Raw genomic sequence first — 20,870 nt, forward strand, 5'->3', positions numbered from 1 at the left:
CCCGTACAGGCCATAGGCTGGCGGAACCAATCACGACCATTTCTTTTGCAAGCATCCGGAGACAACGGTGCAATTCCACGACTCGATGATCAGTCTCGTCGGCAACACCCCGCTGGTGAGGCTCAACAGCGTGACCAAGGGCATTCGGGCGACCGTCCTGGCCAAGGTCGAGTACTTCAACCCGGGCGGCTCCGTGAAGGACCGCATCGCCCTGCGCATGATCGAGGCGGCCGAGGAGAGCGGTGCGCTCAAGCCCGGCGGGACGATCGTGGAGCCGACCAGCGGGAACACCGGGGTCGGGCTGGCCATCGTGGCGCAGCAGAAGGGGTACAAGTGCATCTTCGTGTGCCCCGACAAGGTGAGCACCGACAAGATCAACGTGCTGCGGGCCTACGGGGCTGAAGTCGTCGTGTGCCCCACCGCCGTGGACCCCGAGCACCCGGACTCGTACTACAACGTCTCCGACCGGCTGGTGCGCGAGACGCCGGGCGCGTGGAAGCCCGACCAGTACTCCAACCCCAACAACCCCCTCTCCCACTACCACTCCACCGGCCCCGAGCTGTGGGAGCAGACGGAGGGGAGGATCACCCACTTCGTGGCGGGTGTGGGGACCGGAGGCACCATCTCCGGCACCGGCCGGTACCTGAAGGACGTCAGCGACGGCAAGGTGCAGGTCGTCGGCGCCGACCCCGAGGGGTCCGTCTACTCCGGCGGCTCCGGGCGGCCGTATCTCGTCGAGGGTGTCGGTGAGGACTTCTGGCCCACCGCCTACGACCGGACGGTCGCCGACGAGATCGTGGCCGTGTCCGACAAGGACTCCTTCCAGATGACCCGGCGCCTCGCCAAGGAGGAGGGCCTGCTGGTCGGCGGCTCCTGCGGGATGGCCGTCGTGGCGGCCCTGCGCGTCGCCGAGCGGCTGGACGAGAACGGCGTGGTGGTCGTGCTGCTGCCCGACAGCGGGCGCGGCTACCTCTCGAAGATCTTCAACGACGAGTGGATGGCCGACTACGGCTTCCTCGAGGACGAGGGCCCCAGCGCGCGCGTCGGTGACGTCCTCAACGACAAGGAGCACGGCGCCATCCCGTCCCTCGTCCACATGCACCCGGACGAGACCGTCGGGGAGGCCATCGAGGTGCTGCGCGAGTACGGCGTCTCGCAGATGCCGATCGTGAAGCCGGGCGCCGGTCACCCCGACGTCATGGCCGCCGAGGTCGTCGGTTCCGTCGTCGAACGGGAGCTGCTCGACGCCCTGTTCACCAAGCGGGCCTCGCTCGACGACCCGCTGGAGAAGCACATGTCCGCCCCGCTGCCCCAGGTCGGTTCCGGCGAGCCGGTCGGCGACCTGATGTCCGTGCTCGGCGGCGCCGACGCGGCGATCGTCCTCGTCGAGGGCAAGCCGACCGGTGTGGTCAGCCGGCAGGACCTGCTGGCCTTCCTCGCCAAGGGCGGTAAGTAGAGGGAAACCTGCGGTGAACTGCCCATGCCGGCGGCGAACTTCCGGTTGCCCACCGAAGTGGTGGACTTCGCGGAAGTGGTACGAGGGCGTCACGTCCACGCAGCACACGCTTAACACGGGTCCGGCACATTAGTGGGTGTCGGCAGGGCGGGAGCGGCTCCCCGCCCCGGCCGACGCCGAACGTCCAAGGACCTCCGGAGCGGCTCCCGGACCTCCATGGACGCCGGACGTCAGACCCGGCCTGACCCGGTCGACGTCCCTCGCGGGGACCGCCGTCGTCCCGCCCCCCGGCAACGGGGGTGCGGCGGTCCCCGCGCATATCTTTTTCAGCGGGACCGCGTGCCCGTCGTCGCCCGACTCCCCAGCAGTGCCGGCCTCTCCGCCGCTTCCGAACCACACGGTGTACGGCGCGACCAAGGCCGCGATCACCCATCTCTCCGAGACCTTGCGCGCCGAGTTCGGGCCGCGTGACGTGCGGGTCACCGACATCGAGCCGGGGTTCACGGCGACCGAGGTCGCGGACGTGGTGGCCTACGTCGGCAGGCGTGAGAGGTCAGTCCTCCCAGCGGTCGTCGTCCTTGGCCGGCCCGTGGTGTCGGCGGCCGCTGAAGAGGCCGGGGTTGGCGCGGACCGCCTGGAAGGCGTTGACGCCGACGATGCCGGCCCAGGCGACGAACAGGCCGGGCAGGTGGGCGATGCCGCCGCCGATCGCGGACAGCGGGATCGCCAGGACCATCGAGACGATGCCGAAGCCGAAGCGGTCGCCCCAGGTGTCCGTCGGCTTCGGCGCGCGGGAGCCGCGGGCCACCACCATCTGCTGCTCGGCCAGCTGCCGGCGCACCCGGCGCTCCACCGCTCCGTCGATGCGCTGGTCGACCTTCTCCAGGAACGAGTCGACCAGTGCGGACTCGTACTCCTCACCCAGCTCCCTGCGGGCCTGCAGGGTGGCGTTGAGTTCCTTCTTGAGCTCGGCGTCCCGCGCGTCCATCCCGGTCTCCGTCCACATTCCCGTCATGGGAGTCCACGTTAGGGAGCCGGGGCGCCGGCCGCACTGGGGATAGCCCCCCTGTTCGAGCTGGGGTTCGCCGGGAGGACGCCGAAGGACTCCAGGACCTTGCGGTGGTCCTGGTCGACGCCCGTGATGTTGACCTCGATGCCCCGGCCGCGCAGGTCGCCGACCGCGTCCTTCAGCGCCAGCGCGCCCGTCGCGTCCACCGCCGTCAGGCCCGACAGGCGCAGGTCGACCACCGCGACACCCTGCACGTCGGCGAGGCCGCGGCGGAAGCGGTGGGCGGCGGCGAACAGGAGGGGGCCGTCGAAGCGGTACGTCACCGTGCCCACGCCCGGGAGCTCGTCGGAGGCGGCCGGGGTGAAGCGGGTGCCGCGGACCGCCGCGCGCAGGGCCAGCAGGACGGAGACCGCGAGGCCGATCAGGACAGCACGGACGAGGTCGAGGGCGAGGGTGGAGGCCGCGGTGAGGGTCAGGACCAGGGCGTCGCCCCGGGTCGCCCGGGCCATGGCGCGGACCACGTCCGTCTCCACCATCCGTACGGCCGTCGCCAGCAGTACGCCGGCCAGCGCGGCCAGCGGGATGCGGCCCACCAGCGGCGCGGCGAGGGCGACGATCCCGGCGAGGATCACGGCGTGCGCGAGGGCCGCCAGGCGGGAGCCGGCTCCGGTGCGGACGTTGACCGCCGTACGCGCGATCGCGCCCGTCGCCGGGACGCCGCCGAAGAGCGGGGCCGCGAGGTTGGCGATGCCCTGGCCGAAGAGTTCCTTGCCGGGGTCGTGGCGCTCGCCCGGGCGCATTCCGTCGGCGACCGAGGCGGAGAGGAGGGATTCCAGGGCGGCCAGCGCGGCGACCGCGGCTGCCGGTGCCAGGAGGGTGGGGATGCGGGAGACGTCGAGGAAGGCGAGGGAGGGGGCCGGAAGGGAGGCCGGGAGCCGGCCGATGCGGGTGACGTGGAGGTGCAGGGCCTCGGCCGCGACGGTGGCCGCGGCGACGGCAGCCAGGGAGAAGGGGACAGCGGGCTTCCAGCGGGCGCCCGTCAGCATCAGCGCGGCCGAACCCAGGGCGAGCAGCAGGGACGGCCACTGCGGGGTCGTCCCGAACTCCTCGGCCGCCCGCGCCGCTACGAGCGCGACCTGCTCGCCGTGCGGGAGCGGGACGCCGAGCGCGTTCGGCACCTGCTGGAGGGCGATCACCGCAGCGATGCCGATGGTGAAACCGGCGATCACGGGCGCGGGCACGTACGCCATGGCGGCCCCCGCGCGGGCGAAGGCGAGGGCCAGCAGCATGAGGCCGGCGAGCAGACCGACCGTGAGGACGCCGTCGGCGCCGTAGTGGTGGACGATCGGGACGAGTACGACGGTCATCGCGCCGGTGGGCCCGCTGACCTGGCGTGCGCTGCCGCCGAACAGCGCGGCGAGCGCCCCGGCGACGATCGCGGTGGCCAGCCCGGAGGCGGCACCCAGTCCGGACGTGACGCCGAAACCGAGGGCGAGGGGGAGGGCGACCACGGCGACGGTCAGGCCGCAGAGGAGGTCGCGGCGCGGGGCGCGGGTCATGGAGCGGAGGTCGGCGAGGGTGGGCAGGACGGAGAGGGCCGGGCGAGGGGGGTTCATGGGTCTCTTCGGGTGGGCTTCAAGTGGGGGGTTTCGAGCGGCGGGCGAAGCGGTTCAGGGCAGCAGGGAGACCAGGCCGGTGTCGAGGTCGAAGCGCGCCGCCGTCACATGGGCCGACGTGAAGGCGGAATCGGCCCGGATCGCGTCCCGTACCCAGGCCGTGTGCGCCCGCATCGTGTGCTCGGCCCAGTCGCCGGGCAGGGCGCGGGTGCGGCGGGCCACTGGGACGATCTCGTCGACCAGCAGTTTCAGGTGGCCGGGGACGGGCGTGCCGGTGCGCACATGATCCAGGGTCGCCGCGACCGCCCCGCAGCGCTCGTGCCCGAGCACCAGCACCAGCGGGATGCGCAGCTCCTCGACGCCGTACTGGATGGATCCGAGGACCGCCTCGTCCAGCACCTGGCCGGCCGTCCTTATGCAGAGCAGGTCCCCGAGGCCCTGGTCGAAGACCAGCTCCGGCGGTACGCGCGAGTCGATGCAGCCGACGACCACCGCGAAGGGGTGCTGGCCGTCGGCGAGAGCGTGCCGACGGCCGCTGCTCTCGTCCGGGTGCCGGGAGTGGTATGTGACATAGCGCCGGTTGCCGGCGAGCAGTTCGGCGAGGGCGGTGCGGGGGTCGGTCGGGCGGTCGGCCGGGGCGGGGGCCGTCGGCGCTGGAGCGGCGGCCAGTGCGCCGACGGCGGTGGCCGCCAGGAAGGCCCTTCGGTTCGAGGCCATGACGCATCCTCAGGTGTCGTTCTGGTAGCGCCCGTTCACCGTATGCATGTGATCCGTCACCCTGGGTGCCTGTTTAACGACACTTGGCTGATTCGTCGTCAGATCATCGACCTCGCGATACCCCCGCTTGATCAGGCCAGACCGTGCTGCTTCGCGTACGCGTTCGCCACGTCCTCCGGGTCCTTCTTGTCCTTGTCCACCTGGCGGTTGAGCTCGGTGAGCTGTTCGGTGGTCAGGACGTTGCCGAGCTTGGCCAGGGCCTTGCGGACGGTGTCGTCGGCCTTGCGGTCGGCGATGAGGGGGACGATGTGCTGGCTGGGGATCAGGTTCTTCGGGTCGCTCAGCACCACCCAGTCGTTGGCCTCGATGTCGGTGTCGGTGGTGAAGAGGTTCGCCACGTCCACGTCGCCCTTCTTCAGGGCGCCCTTGACCAGCGGGCCGTCGGAGTCGAGCGACTTGAACTCCTTGAACTCGACGCCGTAGACGTCCTTCAGACCGACCGCGCCGACCTGACGCTTCTTCACTTCGGGGGCCGCGCCGATGACCAGCTTGCCGTTCTGCTTCTCCAGGTCGGCGAGTGTGGTCAGGCCGTACTTCCGTGCGGTCGCCCGGGTCACGACGAAGCAGTCGGAGTCGGCCGCCTGGCCGTACGGCAGCACCTGGAGACCCTTGGGCATCGCCAGGGTGAGCGCGTTCTGCATGGTGCCCGGCTCCGCGGACGCGTCCTTCGGGGCCAGGTAGTTGAGGAGGGCGCCCTGGTACTCGGGCAGCAGGTCGATGTCGCCGCTGCGGAGGGCGGGAATCACGATCTCGCGGGTGCCGAGGTTGGGGCGGACCTTCACCTTCACGCCGGCCTGCTGCAGTACGGCCGCGTAGAGGTAGCCCAGCACCTGGTTCTCGGTGAAGTTGGCGGTGCCGATGGTGATTCCACCCTTGCTGGAGCCGCCGCCACCGGAGGCGGAGCCCTGGCTGTCGAGGGAGGTGATGCCGCTCGCGCACGCGGACAGGGCGGGGACGGAGGCGGCCGCGAACAGGCCGCCGATGAGGGTGCGTCGGTTCATGGTCTGTGTTCCCTAGGCGGTGCGGTGGCGGAAGAGGAAGCGCTGGAGGGTGCTCAGCAGCAGATCGAGGGCTACGGCGACCACGGCGACCAGCACCGCGCCGCCCAGCACCTGCACGAGGTCGCGCTGGGCGAGGCCGTCGAAGACGTAGCGGCCGAGGCCGCCGAAGGAGACGTACGCGGCGATCGTGGCGGTGGCGACGACCTGGATCAGAGCGAGGCGCAGGCCCGTCATGATCAGGGGGAGCGCGAGGGGCAACTCGACCTGGAACAGGACCTGGTGGCCCCGCATGCCCTGGCCGCGCGCCGCGTCCTTCACGTCCGGGTCGACGGCGGTCATGCCGGCGTAGGTGTTGGTGACGATCGCCGGGACCGCGAGGGCGACCAGCGCCACGTACACCGGCAGCATCGACAGGCCGCCCGCCAGGAAGACCAGGACCACGAGGCCGACGGTCGGCAGGGCGCGGCCGAAGGACGAGAGGTTGATCGCGACGAAGGCGCCCTTGCCGGTGTGGCCGATGAGGAGGCCGAGGGGCAGGCCGATCGCGGCCGCGATGAGGGTCGCCAGGAGTGAGTACTGGAGGTGCTCGGCGAGGCGGTGGGCGATGCCGTCCGGGCCGGACCAACTCGCGCCGCTGGTCAGCCACTTGCCGAGGTTCTCGAAGAGTTCGTACATGTCAGGCTCGCCTCCGCCGCCACGGGGTCAGGACGTACTGCACGGCCACCAGCAGCGCGTCCGCGACCACCGCGAGCAGGATCGTGAGGACCACGCCCACGATCACCGGGGTCGGGAAGTTGCGCTGGAAACCGTCGGTGAAAAGCTGGCCGAGGCCGCCGTCGCCGATGTAGGTCGCGACCGACACCAGCGAGATCGACATGACCGTCGCGATCCGGACGCCCGCCATGATCACGGGGAGCGCCAGCGGGAACTCGACGGTGAGCAGCGTGCGCAGGGGGCGTGTGCCCATCGCCTTGGCCGCCTCCTTGGTCTTCGCGGGGACCGAGTCGAGGCCCTCGACCGTGTTCCGCAGCAGCACGACCAGGGTGTAGACCGTCAGGCCGATGACCGTGGTGGTGCGGGTCAGGCCGCTGACCGGCAGCAGCAGCACGAAGATCGCGATCGACGGGATCGTGAACAGGACGTTCGAGAAGCCGAGCAGGAAGCCGCGCAGCGGGCGGATCCGGTGCGCGACCACCGCGAGCGGCAGCGAGATCAGGACGCCGAAGAAGACGGCGGTCAGGGCGGCCTGGAGATGGGAGATCGTCAGGCTGGTCAGGTCGTCGGTGTGGTCGCCTATCCACGACCAGTCGATGGTCATGCGGCCACCCGCGCTTCGCTGTGCGCCTGGCCCGCGTGCTCGTGGATGTCGTCGCGGGAGGTGACGCCGGTGAGGACGCCGGCCGCGTCGACGCGGGCTATCAGGCCGGTGGGGGAGGCGACCGACTCGTTGAGCGCCGAGAGGAGGGAGTCGCCGTCCCGCAGCGGCCGTACGGGGATCTCGGCGTCCTTCGACGCCCAGTGCAGCGGCCTGTCCGCCTCGTCGAGGACGAGGGTCCAGGCGCCGCCCTCCGGTGCCGGGCCCTGCGGGACGTCCGCGAGGGTCTTCAGCGAGAGCAGCTTCAGGCCGCGCTCGGCGCCGAGGAAATCGGCCACGAAGTCGTCGGCGGGGCGGGCGAGGAGCTCGGCGGGCGAGGCGCACTGGACCAGGTGGCCGCCGGTGCGGAAGACCGCGATCTGGTCGCCGAGCCGTACGGCCTCGTCGATGTCGTGGGTGACGAAGACGATGGTCTTGCTCAACTCCTTCTGGAGCCGGAGCAGTTCGTCCTGGAGCTGGGTGCGCACCACAGGGTCGACCGCGCCGAACGGCTCGTCCATGAGGAGCACCGGCGGGTCGGCGGCGAGCGCGCGGGCCACGCCGACGCGCTGCTGCTGACCGCCGGAGAGCTGGTGGGGGTAGCGCTTGCCGGCGTCGACGGTGAGGCCGACGGTCTCCAGCAGCTCGGCCGCGCGGGCCCGTGCCCTGCGGCGGCCATGGCCCAGCAGCAGTGGCACGGTGGCGATGTTGTCGAGCACCGTGCGGTGCGGGAAGAGGCCCGCCTGCTGGATGACGTACCCGATGGAACGGCGCAGTTCGGCGGCGTCCTGGCGCGTGACGTCCTTGCCGCCGACCTGGATGGTGCCGGACGTCGGCTCCACCATCCGGTTGATCATTCGTAGGGTGGTCGTCTTGCCGCAACCGGAAGATCCGACGAGGACGGTCACGCCGCCTTCCGGCATCTCCAGGGAGAGATCGTGGACTGCTGTCGTGCCGTTGGGGAAGCGCTTGTGGACCGCATCGAACTGGATCATGAGATGTCCCTTGCCCGGCTGTATAACGTCATGCAGAGTTCTTCGTAGCTGAATAGCTTGTCAACGGTTTGGCGTTAATCCGAGGTAACGGATGTTCGCAGCGCAAGATCGGATGTCCGGATTGAGGGGAGTTTGAAGCCTTATGTCGTCTCGGATCGTGGACGCACCGCGAAGTGCGTTCTCCGGGGGCACCGGTCTCGTCGTCCTCGACGGCATCGGTTTCGGCGTCGATGACGTGGTGCGCCTCGCCGACGGAAGTGCGCGGGCGGTCCCCGGGACCGACGCGATGCGGCGGGTGACGGAGTCCTGGGACGCCGCCCGGCAGATCGCCGCGACCGGACGCGTCTACGGCCGCTCCACCGGCGTCGGCGCCAACCGGAACGAGGACGTGCCCACCGAGGCGGCCGCCGAGCACGGCCTCCGGCTGCTGCGCAGCCACGCCGGCGCGATCGGCGACGAGCTGCCCGCGCGGGAGGTGCGGGCGATGCTCGCCGTCCGGGCCAACCAACTGCTCGCGGGCGGCGCCGGCCTGAGGCCCACCGTCGTCACCGCGCTGTGCGAGGCGCTGGAGAGCGGGGCGTATCCGGTCGTCAACGAGTTCGGCTCGGTCGGCACCGGCGACATCGCGGCCCTCGCGCAGGCGGGCCTCGCGCTGGCCGGGGAGCACCCCTGGCGGGGGCCGGGCGCGCCCAAGCCGCAGCAGCTCGACAACAACGACGCGCTGGCCTTCATCAGCAGCAACGCCCTCACCCTCGGCCAGTCCGCCCTCGCCCTGCACGAACTGCGCGGACTCGTGCAGGCCACCCAGGTCGTCGCCGCGCTCTCCCTGCTGGCCGTCGACGGCTCGCACGAGGCGTACGCCGCCCCTGTGCACGCCGCCCGACCGCACCGCGGGTCCAGTGAAGTCGCCCGCCGGATGCGGGAGTTGATCGGCGCGGCGGACCGGCCGACCCCTCCGCTCGGCCGGATCCAGGACCCGTACGGCTTCCGCTGTCTGCCGCAGATCCACGGGCCCGCGCTGGACGCGGCGGACGCCCTGGATGAGATCGTCGCGATCGAGATCAACGCGGCCGCCGAGAACCCGCTCATCTCGCCCGAGGACATGGCCGCCTACCACCACGGCGGCTTCTACCAGGCCCAACTCGCCCTCGCCCTGGACCACTTCAGGCTGGCGCTGACCCAGGTGGCCCGGCTGTCGACCTCACGGCTGTCCACGCTGAACGAACCCGCGTTCACCCGTCTGCGCCCGTTCCTCGCCGATGACGAGCCCGCCTCCTCCGGCGTGATGATCCTGGAGTACGCCGCCGGGGCCGCTCTCGGCGACCTGCGGGCCTTCTCCGCGCCCGCGTCGCTCGGCCACGCTGTACTCTCCCGGGGCGTCGAGGAACAGGCCAGCTTCGCCTCGCTCGCCGCCCGCCAGACGGTGCGTGCCTGTCGCGCGTACCGTCTCGTCGTCGGCTGCGAACTCGTCGCCGCCGTACGGGCGCTGCGCCAGCGCGACCTCAGGCCCGATCCGGAGCTTCCGGTGGGTCGCGCGCAGGAGCTCGCCGAGTCGGCGCTGGCCGAGGAGCAGGCCGACCGGCCGCTCACGGACGACGTGACGGCGGCGGCCGCACTGCTGGACCGGTTCACGGAGATCTGGAGGGGGAGCGGGGCATGAACGCGGACAGGAGCAGGGGTGTGGGCACGGATGCGGGTCCGGGCGCGGGCCCGAGCGTGAGCCCGGGTGTGAGCTCGGGTGTGGGTCCGGGGGTGATCGACAGCCCGGCCGCCCGCCTGCAGGCGCTGTTCGAGGGGCACCGGCTGACGCCGACCCAGCGGCGCATCGCGCACAGCATGGTGCGCCGGGCGGCCGACGTCCCCTTCCTGTCCAGCGTGGAGCTGGCCGAGCTGGCCGGGGTCAGCCAGCCGTCCGTGACCCGCTTCGCCGTCGCTCTCGGCTTCGACGGCTACCCCGCCCTGCGCAAGCACCTGCGCGAGGTCGCGCCCGCGGAACAGGCGGCGGATGCGAGCTCGTACAACGAGTACCAGCAGGCCGTCGAGGCCGAGATCGAGAACCTCCGGCACCTCGCCGAACTGCTCGCCGACCCGCGGCCCCTGCAGAAGGCGGGCCGGCTGCTGGCCGCCTCCCGCCCGCTGCCCGTCCTCGGCCTGCGCGCCGCCGCCTCCCAGGCCTACGGCTTCTCGTACTTCGCCGCCAAGGTCCATCCGGACGTACGGCTGCTCAACGAGGGCGGCACGATGATCCAGGACCGCATCGAGGCCGCCGTACGGGCCGGGGCGAGCGCCCTGCTGTGCTTCGCGCTGCCCCGGCATCCCCGCGAGGTCGTGGACACGCTGGCGTTCGCGAAGGAGGCCGGGCTGACGGTGGTGACCGTCGCGGACTCGGCCTTCGCGCCGGTCGCCAAGGTCTCCGACCTGCTGCTTCCTGCCGCCGTCGGCACGGGCCTCGCCTTCGACACCGCCTGCGCGCCGATGCTGCTGGGCCGGGTCCTGCTGGAGGCGATGTGCGACGACCTGCCGGACGCGCAGGCCCGGCTCGAGGAGTTCGACGCGCGGGCGGCGGCGCGGGGGCTGTTCGTCGAGTAGGCGGCCATTTTCAGACTCGTCTCACGTTGCCTCGTTAGCGTGCGTCTCACGGATGCCGCACAGACGTGAGACGGGAGACGGACGTGGCACGCGCAGAGGGCAGGGCTCAGGGGCTGGCTCGGGTGGCCGTCGTCGTACGGGCCGGGGCCGCACCGCTGTGGTGGGCCGGGGTGTTCGCGGCGGGAGTCGGGGTGCTGGTGCCGGGCGTAACGGGCCGGCGGATAGGCGTGATGGCGGGGGCGGCGCTGTTCATCGTCGCCGCGGCCGTCGTGTCGTACCTGCGCCGGGGGCGGTACACGGAACTCGCCCGCTCGGCCGCCCGCGCGGGCAAGCACGACGTGCTCCAGGACCGTGCGGTGAGTGTGCGCAACTGGCGCCGCGGGCACCGCTGGTGGCTGCTGGTCGCCTTCGTGGTCGCGCTCGGCTTCTCCTTCGCCGTGCCCGCGGCGGGCGGCATGCTGCTCGCCGGCTGCGGCACCGGGCTGCGGCTGAAGGCCGCCTGGCTCGGGCGGCGCGAGCGGGCCGAGGACGCGCTGCTGTGGGTGCGGGTCGACTGGCTCGCCGGGAACGGCGGCCGCCCGGCCGGCAAGGCGGTCAGGGCCTACCGCAGCACGGGCATCGCGGCGGGCGACGCGGCCCCTGGCGGGGCACGCCGCCGCACCGCGGCGCTCGTCTGAACTCAGACCTCCAGGTCCGCCTCGATCGACTTCAGCTGGTGGCGGGCCATCGCCAGGTTGGACCTCTTGGCGTCGAGCACCAGGTAGAGGAAGAGGCCGTTGCCACCGCGGCCGCTGATCAGGCGGATCAGGTGGTACTGGTCGGACAGGGTGATCAGGATGTCCTCGATCTGGCCCTTGAGCCCGAGGTGTTCCATGGTGCGCATCTTGGCGCGGACGACATCGGTGTTGCCGGCGGCTGCGACGTTGAGGTCGAAGCTCTTGCTGCCTCCCATCGTGCCGAGCGCCATGCCGCTGGTGTAGTCGACGAGCGCGACGCCGGTGGCGCCCTCGATGGAGGCGAGCGCTTCTTTCAGTGCGGTTTCCGTATTGGCCATGACTGTGCTCCTGGTTCCTTTCAACTTTCCGTGGTGGTGCGCGCGTTGGTGGTCGTGGTGCGGGGTGCGCGCGGGGTTCTGGTCCGTGTGGCGGCCGTCTTGGCGGCCGGTTTGGCGTCGGCTCCGGCCGGCTTGGTCTCCGGTTTGGCGGCCTGCTTCGCGGGTCTCGCACGGCTCTCCGCGAGCTCGCCGATGCGGGCGGCCGCGCGGCGGCCCTCCAGGAGGAGGCGGCCCAGGTTCACCCGGTCCTGGGCGAGCAGGGTCAGCACGGTGCCGCCGCCCGCCGCGAACGTCGCCGCGTAGCCGTACATCCCGCGGACGAGCATTTCCTGGAACTCGCCCTGGCCCGTCGCGTCCGCCAGCTTCTGGGCGGTCCCGTGCGCGGTCGCGGTGAGCGCGGCCATGGCGTCCGGGTCGACGCCGGGGGTGTCCTGGGCGAGGACGCGCGCGTCGGCGCCGCTCACGAGCGCACCGGTGAGCTGGGGGACGCGGGCTCTCAGACGGCGCAGCTCGTCGAGCACGTGGGGGTCGGCTGCCATCCGGTGTCTCCTCTCAAAGGGCCTCCAGCGCATCTCTGAGCCTCTTCAGCAGGGTGATGTGGGGATCGAGCAGTTCTGCGGTGGCTGCCGAGGTCTCGTCGCCGGACGGTGGTTCGCGCCCCGTGTGCGGCGCCACGACGCCGGCCGCAGCCAGCCGCCGTACGTCCACCAGGGTGTGGAACGCCAGATGACCCAGTGCGCGGGCGATCTCCGTGGCTCTGCTGACGCCGTTCACCTGTGCCAGCACGGTCCGCTGGCGGCGGGTGAGGGCGGGGGTCGCCACGGGGTCCGCGCGGGCCAGGGGGGCCTCGTCCGCGGCCGGGTCCGGCCAGATGCGGTGCAGCAGGTCGCGGCGGCGCAGCGTCTCTCGCTCCAGGGCGGCCACCGGCACGGGGTGGACGGGGCCGAGCCAGTGGACGGCGCCGTAGCGGAAGCGGCCCGGGGCACTGCTCGGGGCGAGGGCGAAGTACGCGGCGTCGTACAGGGCCGCCAGGTGGCACACCTCCAGCGCGCCGGCGCTGACGCCCCCGCTGTCGACCAGGTGGCGGCCGACGCGGTGGGTCTCGCCCGCCTCCGCGCGCGCCTGGTGCCAGGCCTCGGGGCTGAGCGTGCCGTGGGCCATGAGGAGGGTGTCGAGGCCGGGTGCGTACGGGCTCTCGGCGTGCACGACCAGGCCGTCGGCGAGGTGGAGCGTGCCGCGCTCGCGGACCAGGACACCGGTGGCCCGCTCGGCGGCGAGCCGTGTGAGCATCGGCGAGACACCGCCCCACCCCCGCTCACCGGCCGCCACCTTGCTGCGCACGGGCAGGCGCGGGGGCTCGGTCATCCGGACGGCGGTCATGCCAGCACCAGCCGTTCCGCCATCTCGCCGAGCCGGATGCGGGCCAGCGCGAGATTGCCCTCTGTGCGCGCCAGCCACAGGTGCAGGAACACGCTGCCGTCGAAGGACGCCCCCACGAACCGCAGCACGTGATAGCTGTCCCGGTTGCTGACGATCAGGTCCTCGACCGGTGGATCAGCGTCGGCGGCCACGCCGTCGTCGGGATCGTCGTCAGGCGCGAACGCATGCTGCTCGGCGGCCAGCCGGGCGATCTCGGCGGCCTCCACCGCCGCCGTCTCCTGGTCCCCGCCCGGGGACTCGCCCACGGTGCCCAGGGCCAGCCCGCTGGTCCAGTCGATCAGCGCTGCGCCCCGCGCACCGGGCAATCGCATCGCTTCCAGCAGGCACTCGTCGATACCGGGCACCGTTGTTCCCCTCCCGCCTCGGGGTTCGGCTGAGTGACGCCGAAACTACGCAACGTGTGCGCGAGGGGTGAGCAATCTGGCAATTTCCGGTGGAACATGCTCCGGGGGACTAAGGTGGGTCGACTTGCCTTGATTTCACGCCAGTTGAACAGCAGACCCACCGGTGTGCGTCAACGGCTGTCGGGCGCCCGGAGGGTGGTGAGCGAGCCCGCGTGCGCCCCTCCCGACTCGGCCACGATCTCGTCCAGACTCTGCGGCTCCCGGACCGTCGCGAAGGCGACGCCACCCTCACCGTCCGGCGCGAAGCCGTAAATCCCGGGCCGGGCAAGGGAGTTGTACGCGTAGTGGTGCGCGAAGTAGTACGCGCCCGTGTCCAGCGCCGCCGCATAGTCCCCCTGCTCCAGCAACGGCAGCGCACGCCCCTCGGCGAGCAGGTCGCCGGAGAAGCAGGCCGGCCCGGCGACGTCCTGTACGACGGCGGGACCCACCTTGGGGCGCCCCTTGCCGTCGTAGGCGGCGATCCTGAGCGGCCATGCCCCCGGCACGTACACCGTCCGCGTCGCCACCTGTACGCCCGCGTGCGTCACCGCGACCGGCCGCCCGCCCGCGCTCTTGGTGTACTCCACCCGGGCCACCACCGTCCCGTGCTTGCCCAGCAGCGACCGCCCGAACTCGGTGACCAGCCCGTACCGCCCGCCGAACAGCCCCGGCACCGCCTCGCCCAGCAGGCGCGCGTACTGCGCGTACGTCGGTGTCGTCTCGTCCGAGCCGAAGTTCACCGGCAGCCCGCCGCCGATGTCGAGCGTGTCGATCTGCCGCCGCCCGAGCCGGGAGTTGATCTCCTCCGCGAGCGCGTAGGCCTCCGCCACGCCCTGTGCCATCAGCGACAGCGGGATGCCCTGGGAGCCGGTGTGCGCATGCAGCCGGGTCAGCCACGGCCGCTCGGCATACGCCCCTACGACCCACTCGCGCGCCCCCTCGTCGCGCAGCGCCACCCCGAACTTCGAGGTCGCCGTGGCGGTCGAGGTGGCTCCGATGGAACCCCCGCCGACCTGCGGGTTCACCCGGATCCCGATCGGGGAGCGGCTGGTGGCCGAGCGCATCAGGCCGTCGATGCGCTCCAGCTCCTGCGGGTTGTCCGCGTTGACGGCGATCCCCAGCGCCAGCGCCTCGCGCAGCTCGGCCGGCGTCTTCGCGGGCGAGTCCAGCACCGTCCGGTGCGGCGGCACCCCCGCCGCCCGCGCCAGCGCCAGCTCGCCCGGGCTCGCCACCTCGGCGCCGATCCCCTCCGCGCGCAGCAGCCGCACCACCGGCACCAGCGGGGTCGCCTTCACCGCGAAGGCGTGCAGCACGGGCGTGCCGGGCGCCGTCACCGCGTCGAACGCCGAGCGCAGACTCGCCGCCGACTCCCGGATGCCGGTGACGTCGAGCAGGCCCACGATGGGGGTGCCGGGTCCCAGCAGCCCCTGTTCCACGGCGGCCCGCACCGCCTCGTCCCGCCGGGCCCCCCGGTCGACCCCGTCCCCGTGTATGCCGTTCACGTCGTCCCCGTTCCTCGCTGTCCGCGCCTGTGCATCCAGCCAAACATCTGCGGCGGGCCCACGCTGGCCCACGGATGTATTGACTAGTTCTATTCAGGACGTCAGGATGTGAATAGCCGAAGTAACAGTCGCTGGGAGCAATCCGCTAGGAGGCAGACCATGTCAGGACCCCGCCCCGTACGAGCGCCGCGCGGTACGGAACTGAGCGCCCTGGGATGGCAGCAGGAAGCCGCCTTGCGGATGCTGCAGAACAACCTCGACCCCGAGGTCGCCGAACACCCCGACAAGCTCGTCGTCTACGGCGGCACGGGCAAGGCGGCCCGTGACTGGCGCTCCTTCGACGCGATGGTGCGGACGCTGCAGACCCTGAAGCAGGACGAGACCATGCTGGTCCAGTCCGGCCGCCCGGTCGGCGTCATGCAGACCCACGAGTGGGCCCCGCGCGTCCTCATCGCCAACTCCAACCTGGTCGGCGACTGGGCCAACTGGGAGGAGTTCCGCCGCCTGGAGGCCCTCGGCCTGACCATGTACGGCCAGATGACCGCCGGTTCCTGGATCTACATCGGCACCCAGGGCATCCTCCAGGGCACCTACGAGACCTTCGCCGCCGTCGCCGCGAAGAAGTTCAACGGCACGCTCGCGGGCACGATCACCCTCACCGCCGGCCTCGGCGGCATGGGCGGCGCCCAGCCCCTTGCCGTCACCATGAACGACGGTGTCGCCATCTGTATCGACTGCGACCCGCGCGCCATCGAGCGGCGCATCGAGCACCGGTACCTGGACGTGAAGGCCGACAGCCTGGAGCACGCGCTGCAGCTGGCCACCGAGGCCCGCGACGCCCGCCGCCCGCTCTCCGTCGGTCTGCTGGGCAACGCCGCCGAGCTGCTGCCGCGCATGCTCGCCGAGGGCGCCCCCATCGACATCGTCACCGACCAGACCTCGGCCCACGACCCGCTGTCGTACCTGCCGCTGGGCGTCGACTTCGAGGACATGGGGGCCGCCGCGGCCAAGGACCCGGCCGGGTTCACCACCCGCGCCCGTGAGTCCATGGCCAAGCACGTCGAGGCCATGGTCGGTTTCATGGACGCCGGCGCCGAGGTCTTCGACTACGGCAACTCCATCCGCGGCGAGGCCCAACTCGCCGGGTACGAGCGGGCGTTCGCCTTCCCCGGCTTCGTCCCCGCCTACATCCGGCCGCTGTTCTGCGAGGGCAAGGGCCCCTTCCGCTGGGCGGCGCTCTCCGGCGACCCGGCCGACATCGCCAAGACCGACAAGGCGATCCTGGACCTCTTCCCGGAGAACGAGTCCCTCGCCCGCTGGATGAAGATGGCCGGTGAGCGGGTCCACTTCCAGGGCCTGCCCGCGCGTATCTGCTGGCTCGGCTACGGCGAGCGGGACAAGGCCGGCGAGCGGTTCAACGACATGGTGGCCTCCGGCGAGCTCGCGGCGCCGCTCGCCATCGGGCGCGACCACCTCGACTGCGGCTCCGTCGCCTCCCCCTACCGCGAGACCGAGGCCATGCTCGACGGCTCCGACGCGATCGCCGACTGGCCGCTGCTGAACGCCATGGTGAACGTCGCCTCCGGTGCGTCCTGGGTCTCCATCCACCACGGTGGGGGTGTCGGCATGGGGCGGTCCATCCACGCCGGCCAGGTGACGGTGGCCGACGGGACGAAGCTCGGCGGCGAGAAGATCCGCCGGGTGCTGACGAACGACCCCGGTATGGGTGTCATCCGGCATGTCGACGCCGGGTACGACATCGCCGAGTCGGTCGCCGGTGAGCGGGGCGTGCGGGTGCCCATGCGTGAAGGTGACGACGCGTGACGCAGCCCGGACTGACTGCGGGTGGGCCTGGAGCGGCTGCGGGGCAGCCCGGCGGCGGCAGCTCCTTCCACTCCATGTGGCGCGAGCTGCTCCCCGTCGGGCAACACCCCGACTCCCGCGGCTACCGCCGGTTCGCCTGGACCGGCGCCGACATCGAATGCCGGGCCTGGTTCAAGGAGCAGGCCGAGGGGCGCGGGCTGGCCCACGAGGTCGACCGCAATGGTAATCAGTGGGCCTGGCTCGGGGATCCCGCCGCCGGGGACGCCGTCGTCACCGGGTCGCATCTGGACTCCGTTCCGGACGGCGGCGCCTTCGACGGGCCCCTCGGTGTCGTGTCCTCCTTCGCCGCGCTCGACGAACTGCGCCGCAGGGGAGTGCAGTTCAGCAAGCCTCTCGCCATCGTCAACTTCGGTGACGAGGAGGGCGCGCGGTTCGGGCTCGCCTGTGTCGGGTCTCGGCTCACCGCCGGGCAGCTCACCGTCGAGAACGCCCACAGGCTGACCGACGGGGACGGGGTCAGCCTGCCCAAGGCCATGGAGGCGGCGGGGTACGACCCCGACGCCATCGGCGCGGACCCGGAGCGGCTGGCCCGCATCGGCGCCTTCGTCGAGCTGCATGTCGAGCAGGGGCGGGCGCTGGACCTGTCCGGCGACCGCGTCGGCATCGCCAGTGCCATCTGGCCGCACGGGCGCTGGCGGTTCGACTTCCGGGGCGAGGCCAACCACGCCGGCACCACCCGCCTCGTCGACCGGCGCGACCCCATGCTGTCGTACGCCGAGACCGTGCTCGCCGCCCGTCGCGAGGCCCAACTCGCCGGTGCCGTCGCCACCTTCGGCAAGATCGCCGTCGAGCCGAACGGCGTCAACGCCATCCCCTCCCTGGTGCGCGGCTGGCTCGACTCCCGCGCCGAGGACCAGGCCACCCTCGACACCGTCGTCGGCGGCATCGAGAAGGCCGCCCGCGAGTACGCCGAGGCGCACGGCATCGACCTCGACGTGGTCCGCGAGTCCTTCACACCCGTCGTCGAGTTCGACCACGCCCTGCGCGACGAACTCGCCGGCATTCTGGGCAAGGACACCGGCATCACGGTCCCGGTCCTGGGTACCGGCGCCGGACACGACGCCGGAATCCTCTCCGGGAGCATCCCGACCGCCATGCTGTTCGTGCGCAACCCCACGGGTGTCTCGCATTCCCCGGCCGAGTTCGCCGCCGAGGACGACTGCGTGGCCGGGGTCCTCGCACTCGCCGACGTACTGGAAGGGCTGGCCTGCAGGTGACGCACTCCCACACGCGGACGTACTGGCTGGAGCACGCCTGGCTCGACACCCACGTCGAGCCGGGGGTGGTCGTCGAGGTGGCGGACGGCCGCATCACCGCCGTCCGCACGGAGGTGCCCACCCCGCCGCCCGGCGCCGAGATCCTGCGCGGGCTGACCCTCCCTGGGCTGGCCAACGCCCACTCGCACGCCTTCCACCGCGCCCTGCGCGGCACCGTCCAGGTCGGCTCCGGCACCTTCTGGACCTGGCGCGAGGTCATGTACTCCTTCGCCGACAAGCTGACCCCGGAGACGTACCACGCGCTCGCCACCGCGGTGTACGCCGAGATGGCCCTGGCGGGTGTCACCTCCGTCGGCGAGTTCCACTACGTCCACCACGCCCCCGGCGGCACCTCCTATGCCGACCCGAACGCCATGGGCGAGGCCCTGATCGCCGCTGCCGCCGACGCCGGTATCCGCATCACCCTCCTCGACACCGCCTATCTCTCCTCCGGCTTCGGGCAGGCGCCCAACACCCACCAGCTCCGCTTCTCCGACGGCAGCGCGGAGGCCTGGGCCGAACGCTGTTCAGTTCTCAAGGAACGGGATCACGCGCGGATCGGGGCGGCCATCCACTCCGTACGGGCCGTGCCCGCCGACCAGTTGGCGACCGTGGCGCAGTGGGCCGAGGAGCGGCGGGCCCCGCTCCATGTGCACCTGTCCGAGCAGACCGCCGAGAACGACGCCTGCCGGGAGGTCCACGGCTGCACCCCGACGCAGCTCCTCGCCCTGCACGGGGTGCTCGGGCCGCGCACCACCGGCGTCCACAACACCCACCTCACCGCCGAGGACATCTCCCTCATCGGCGGCAGCGGCACCGGCACCTGCATGTGCCCGACGACCGAACGGGACCTCGCGGACGGCATCGGACCCGCAGTGGCCCTGCAGAACGAGGGCTCTCCGCTCTCGCTCGGCTCCGACAGCCACGCCGTCATCGACCTGCTCGAAGAGGCCCGCGCGATGGAGCTGAACGAACGCCTGCACAGCCGCACCCGCGGCCACTGGACGGCAGCGGCGCTGCTGCGCGCCGCCTCCGCCGACGGCCACGCGGCCCTCGGCTGGCAGGAGGCGGGCACGATCGAGCAGGGCGCGCTCGCCGACCTCACGACGGTCGCGCTCGACTCGGTCAGAACAGCGGGGCCGTTGCCCAGGCTCGGCGCCGAGACGGCCGTATTCGCCGCGACGGCAGCGGACGTACGGCACACGATCGTGGGCGGGCGGCACGTCGTACGCGACGGGGCGCACGCGCTCGTACCGGATGTGCCGCAGGCCATCGCCCAGGCCGTGGAAGCCCTGCGCGGCTGAGACCACCCACCGAAGCCCACGAGGACACGACGATGAGCAGCAGCACCGTCATAACCAACATCGCCACGCTGGTCACCAACGACCCCTCCCTCGGATGGGGGTCCCCCCGCTCGAGCAAATTCGAGAGTGGGGGAGGCTCCCCCCTCGGACTGATCCAGGACGCGGCCGTCGTCATCGACGGCGACCGCATCGCGTGGACCGGTGAGTCAAGCAAAGCACCCGCCACTGACAACCGGGTCGACGCCGGCGGCCGCGCGGTCCTGCCCGGCTTCGTCGACTCGCACTCGCACCTCGTCTTCGCGGGCGACCGGACGCAGGAGTTCAACGCCCGGATGTCCGGGCGCTCGTACACCGCGGGCGGCATCCGGACGACGGTGGCGGCGACCCGCGCGGCCACGGACGCCGAACTCGAGGCCAACCTCACCCGGTACCTCGCCGAGGCCCTCCGTCAGGGCACGACGACCTTCGAGACGAAGTCCGGCTACGGCCTGACCACCGAGGACGAGTCCCGCGCCCTGCGCATCGCCGCCGCGCACACCGACGAGGTCACCTACCTCGGTGCCCACATCGTCTCGCCGGACTACGCCGACGACCCCGCCGCCTACGTCGCCCTCGTCACCGGCGAGATGCTCGACGCCTGTGCGCCGTACGCCCGTTGGATCGACGTCTTCTGCGAGAAGGGCGCCTTCGACGGCGACCAGGCCCGCGCGATCCTCACCGCAGGCAAGGCCAGGGGTCTGCACCCGCGCGTCCACGCCAACCAGCTCTCCTACGGCCCCGGCGTACAGCTGGCGGTCGAGCTGGACGCGGCCAGCGCCGACCACTGCACCCACCTCACCGACGCGGACGTCGAAGCCCTCGCCAACGGAAACACGGTCGCCACGCTCCTGCCCGGCGCCGAGTTCTCCACCCGCGCCGAGTGGCCGGACGCCCGCCGCCTCCTCGACGCGGGTGTCACCGTCGCCCTCTCCACCGACTGCAACCCGGGCTCGTCCTTCACCTCCTCGGTCCCGTTCTGCATCGCACTCGCGGTACGGGACATGCGGATGACACCGGACGAGGCGGTCTGGTCCGCGACGGCCGGCGGTGCGGCAGCTCTCCGCCGCGACGACATCGGCCGTCTGACCCCCGGCGCATACGCCGACCTGATCACCCTCGACGCCCCGAGCCACGTACACCTGGCCTACCGGCCGGGGGTACCGCTGGTCACGGACGTGTGGCGGCGGGGCGTGCACCAGGTCTGAGTCGGG

20 protein-coding genes and 1 pseudogene are annotated in these 20,870 nt (G+C 72.0%); 9 read left to right on the forward strand and 12 right to left on the reverse strand.

The features are described from left to right. Nucleotides 1-67: 67 nt before the first annotated feature. The gene (locus tag ABZ880_RS12000; protein ID WP_361260400.1) at nucleotides 68-1,456 is read left to right on the forward strand and encodes a cystathionine beta-synthase; all 1,389 of its coding nucleotides are present in this window, start codon (nucleotides 68-70) and stop codon (nucleotides 1,454-1,456) included. Between the two features lie 388 nt (nucleotides 1,457-1,844). Beyond that, nucleotides 1,845-2,036 (forward strand): annotated as a pseudogene (locus tag ABZ880_RS12005) (SDR family NAD(P)-dependent oxidoreductase); the annotation flags it as partial. On the opposite strand, the gene ABZ880_RS12010 reads toward ABZ880_RS12005, so the two are convergent. The 7 genes from ABZ880_RS12010 to ABZ880_RS12040 all read right to left on the reverse strand — a co-directional run bounded on the left by ABZ880_RS12010 (nucleotide 2,010) and on the right by ABZ880_RS12040 (nucleotide 8,208). After that, on the reverse strand, nucleotides 2,010-2,444 hold the full coding sequence (locus tag ABZ880_RS12010; protein WP_361260547.1) for a hypothetical protein: 435 nt from the start codon (nucleotides 2,442-2,444) through the stop codon (nucleotides 2,010-2,012). The pseudogene ABZ880_RS12005 and the gene ABZ880_RS12010 sit on opposite strands and share 27 nt — an antisense overlap. Nucleotides 2,445-2,482: 38 nt before the next feature. Continuing rightward, nucleotides 2,483-4,081 carry a SulP family inorganic anion transporter gene (locus ABZ880_RS12015; protein WP_361260402.1) on the reverse strand — a complete coding sequence of 533 codons (1,599 nt, stop codon included), beginning with the start codon at nucleotides 4,079-4,081 and terminating at the stop codon, nucleotides 2,483-2,485. A 54-nt stretch (nucleotides 4,082-4,135) separates the two neighbouring features. After that, complete coding sequence (locus ABZ880_RS12020) at nucleotides 4,136-4,798, reverse strand: carbonic anhydrase (protein ID WP_361260403.1); 663 nt, start codon at nucleotides 4,796-4,798, stop codon at nucleotides 4,136-4,138. Nucleotides 4,799-4,929: 131 nt separating this feature from the next. After that, on the reverse strand, nucleotides 4,930-5,859 hold the full coding sequence (locus ABZ880_RS12025; RefSeq protein WP_361260405.1) for an ABC transporter substrate-binding protein: 930 nt from the start codon (nucleotides 5,857-5,859) through the stop codon (nucleotides 4,930-4,932). A 12-nt stretch (nucleotides 5,860-5,871) separates the two neighbouring features. Further along, nucleotides 5,872-6,534, reverse strand: coding sequence for an ABC transporter permease (locus tag ABZ880_RS12030; RefSeq protein WP_361260407.1), 663 nt, complete (start codon nucleotides 6,532-6,534; stop codon nucleotides 5,872-5,874). A gap of 1 nt (nucleotide 6,535) precedes the next feature. Beyond that, nucleotides 6,536-7,177 (reverse strand): ABC transporter permease, encoded by a 642-nt coding sequence (locus ABZ880_RS12035; RefSeq protein WP_361260409.1) that lies wholly within the window; start codon nucleotides 7,175-7,177, stop codon nucleotides 6,536-6,538. Further along, a complete protein-coding gene (locus tag ABZ880_RS12040; protein ID WP_361260411.1) occupies nucleotides 7,174-8,208 on the reverse strand; it encodes an ABC transporter ATP-binding protein in 1,035 nt (344 codons plus the stop codon). The genes ABZ880_RS12035 and ABZ880_RS12040 overlap by 4 nt, the downstream gene beginning before the upstream one ends. A gap of 142 nt (nucleotides 8,209-8,350) precedes the next feature. Here ABZ880_RS12040 and ABZ880_RS12045 point away from each other — a divergent pair, with 142 nt between their 5' ends. The 3 genes from ABZ880_RS12045 (at nucleotide 8,351) to ABZ880_RS12055 (ending at nucleotide 11,474) form a co-directional block, all read left to right on the forward strand. Continuing rightward, a complete protein-coding gene (locus tag ABZ880_RS12045) occupies nucleotides 8,351-9,868 on the forward strand; it encodes an aromatic amino acid ammonia-lyase (RefSeq protein ID WP_361260413.1) in 1,518 nt (505 codons plus the stop codon). Further along, nucleotides 9,865-10,797 carry a MurR/RpiR family transcriptional regulator gene (locus ABZ880_RS12050; RefSeq protein ID WP_361260414.1) on the forward strand — a complete coding sequence of 311 codons (933 nt, stop codon included), beginning with the start codon at nucleotides 9,865-9,867 and terminating at the stop codon, nucleotides 10,795-10,797. The genes ABZ880_RS12045 and ABZ880_RS12050 overlap by 4 nt, the downstream gene beginning before the upstream one ends. Nucleotides 10,798-10,919: 122 nt before the next feature. Then, complete coding sequence (locus ABZ880_RS12055) at nucleotides 10,920-11,474, forward strand: hypothetical protein (RefSeq protein ID WP_361260549.1); 555 nt, start codon at nucleotides 10,920-10,922, stop codon at nucleotides 11,472-11,474. Nucleotides 11,475-11,476: 2 nt separating this feature from the next. Here the strand turns inward: ABZ880_RS12055 and ABZ880_RS12060 are convergent, their stop codons facing one another. From ABZ880_RS12060 to ABZ880_RS12080, 5 genes are all read right to left on the reverse strand, one after another. Further along, nucleotides 11,477-11,851 carry a hypothetical protein gene (locus tag ABZ880_RS12060; protein ID WP_361260416.1) on the reverse strand — a complete coding sequence of 125 codons (375 nt, stop codon included), beginning with the start codon at nucleotides 11,849-11,851 and terminating at the stop codon, nucleotides 11,477-11,479. Nucleotides 11,852-11,871: 20 nt separating this feature from the next. Further along, nucleotides 11,872-12,390 (reverse strand): roadblock/LC7 domain-containing protein, encoded by a 519-nt coding sequence (locus tag ABZ880_RS12065; protein WP_361260418.1) that lies wholly within the window; start codon nucleotides 12,388-12,390, stop codon nucleotides 11,872-11,874. 13 nt (nucleotides 12,391-12,403) lie between these two features. After that, nucleotides 12,404-13,231 (reverse strand): transcriptional regulator, encoded by an 828-nt coding sequence (locus ABZ880_RS12070; RefSeq protein WP_361260420.1) that lies wholly within the window; start codon nucleotides 13,229-13,231, stop codon nucleotides 12,404-12,406. Next, a complete protein-coding gene (locus ABZ880_RS12075) occupies nucleotides 13,228-13,635 on the reverse strand; it encodes a hypothetical protein (RefSeq protein ID WP_361260422.1) in 408 nt (135 codons plus the stop codon). Before ABZ880_RS12075 ends, ABZ880_RS12070 begins: the two co-directional genes overlap by 4 nt. Nucleotides 13,636-13,805: 170 nt before the next feature. Continuing rightward, complete coding sequence (locus ABZ880_RS12080; RefSeq protein WP_361260424.1) at nucleotides 13,806-15,176, reverse strand: diaminopimelate decarboxylase; 1,371 nt, start codon at nucleotides 15,174-15,176, stop codon at nucleotides 13,806-13,808. A gap of 159 nt (nucleotides 15,177-15,335) precedes the next feature. Here ABZ880_RS12080 and hutU point away from each other — a divergent pair, with 159 nt between their 5' ends. From hutU to hutI, 4 genes are all read left to right on the forward strand, one after another. Continuing rightward, nucleotides 15,336-17,000, forward strand: a complete 1,665-nt coding sequence (hutU, locus tag ABZ880_RS12085) for a urocanate hydratase (protein WP_361260426.1) — start codon at nucleotides 15,336-15,338, stop codon at nucleotides 16,998-17,000. Nucleotides 17,001-17,074: 74 nt separating this feature from the next. Next, complete coding sequence (locus ABZ880_RS12090; protein WP_361260551.1) at nucleotides 17,075-18,277, forward strand: allantoate amidohydrolase; 1,203 nt, start codon at nucleotides 17,075-17,077, stop codon at nucleotides 18,275-18,277. Further along, the gene (locus tag ABZ880_RS12095) at nucleotides 18,274-19,620 is read left to right on the forward strand and encodes a formimidoylglutamate deiminase (RefSeq protein ID WP_361260428.1); all 1,347 of its coding nucleotides are present in this window, start codon (nucleotides 18,274-18,276) and stop codon (nucleotides 19,618-19,620) included. Before ABZ880_RS12090 ends, ABZ880_RS12095 begins: the two co-directional genes overlap by 4 nt. A gap of 32 nt (nucleotides 19,621-19,652) precedes the next feature. Beyond that, nucleotides 19,653-20,864: an imidazolonepropionase gene (gene hutI / locus ABZ880_RS12100; protein ID WP_361260430.1), complete on the forward strand. Its 1,212-nt coding sequence runs from the start codon at nucleotides 19,653-19,655 to the stop codon at nucleotides 20,862-20,864. Nucleotides 20,865-20,870: the final 6 nt, after the last annotated feature.

The sequence above is a fragment of the Streptomyces sp. NPDC047043 genome (assembly GCF_040644055.1).
Taxonomy (GTDB): domain Bacteria; phylum Actinomycetota; class Actinomycetes; order Streptomycetales; family Streptomycetaceae; genus Streptomyces.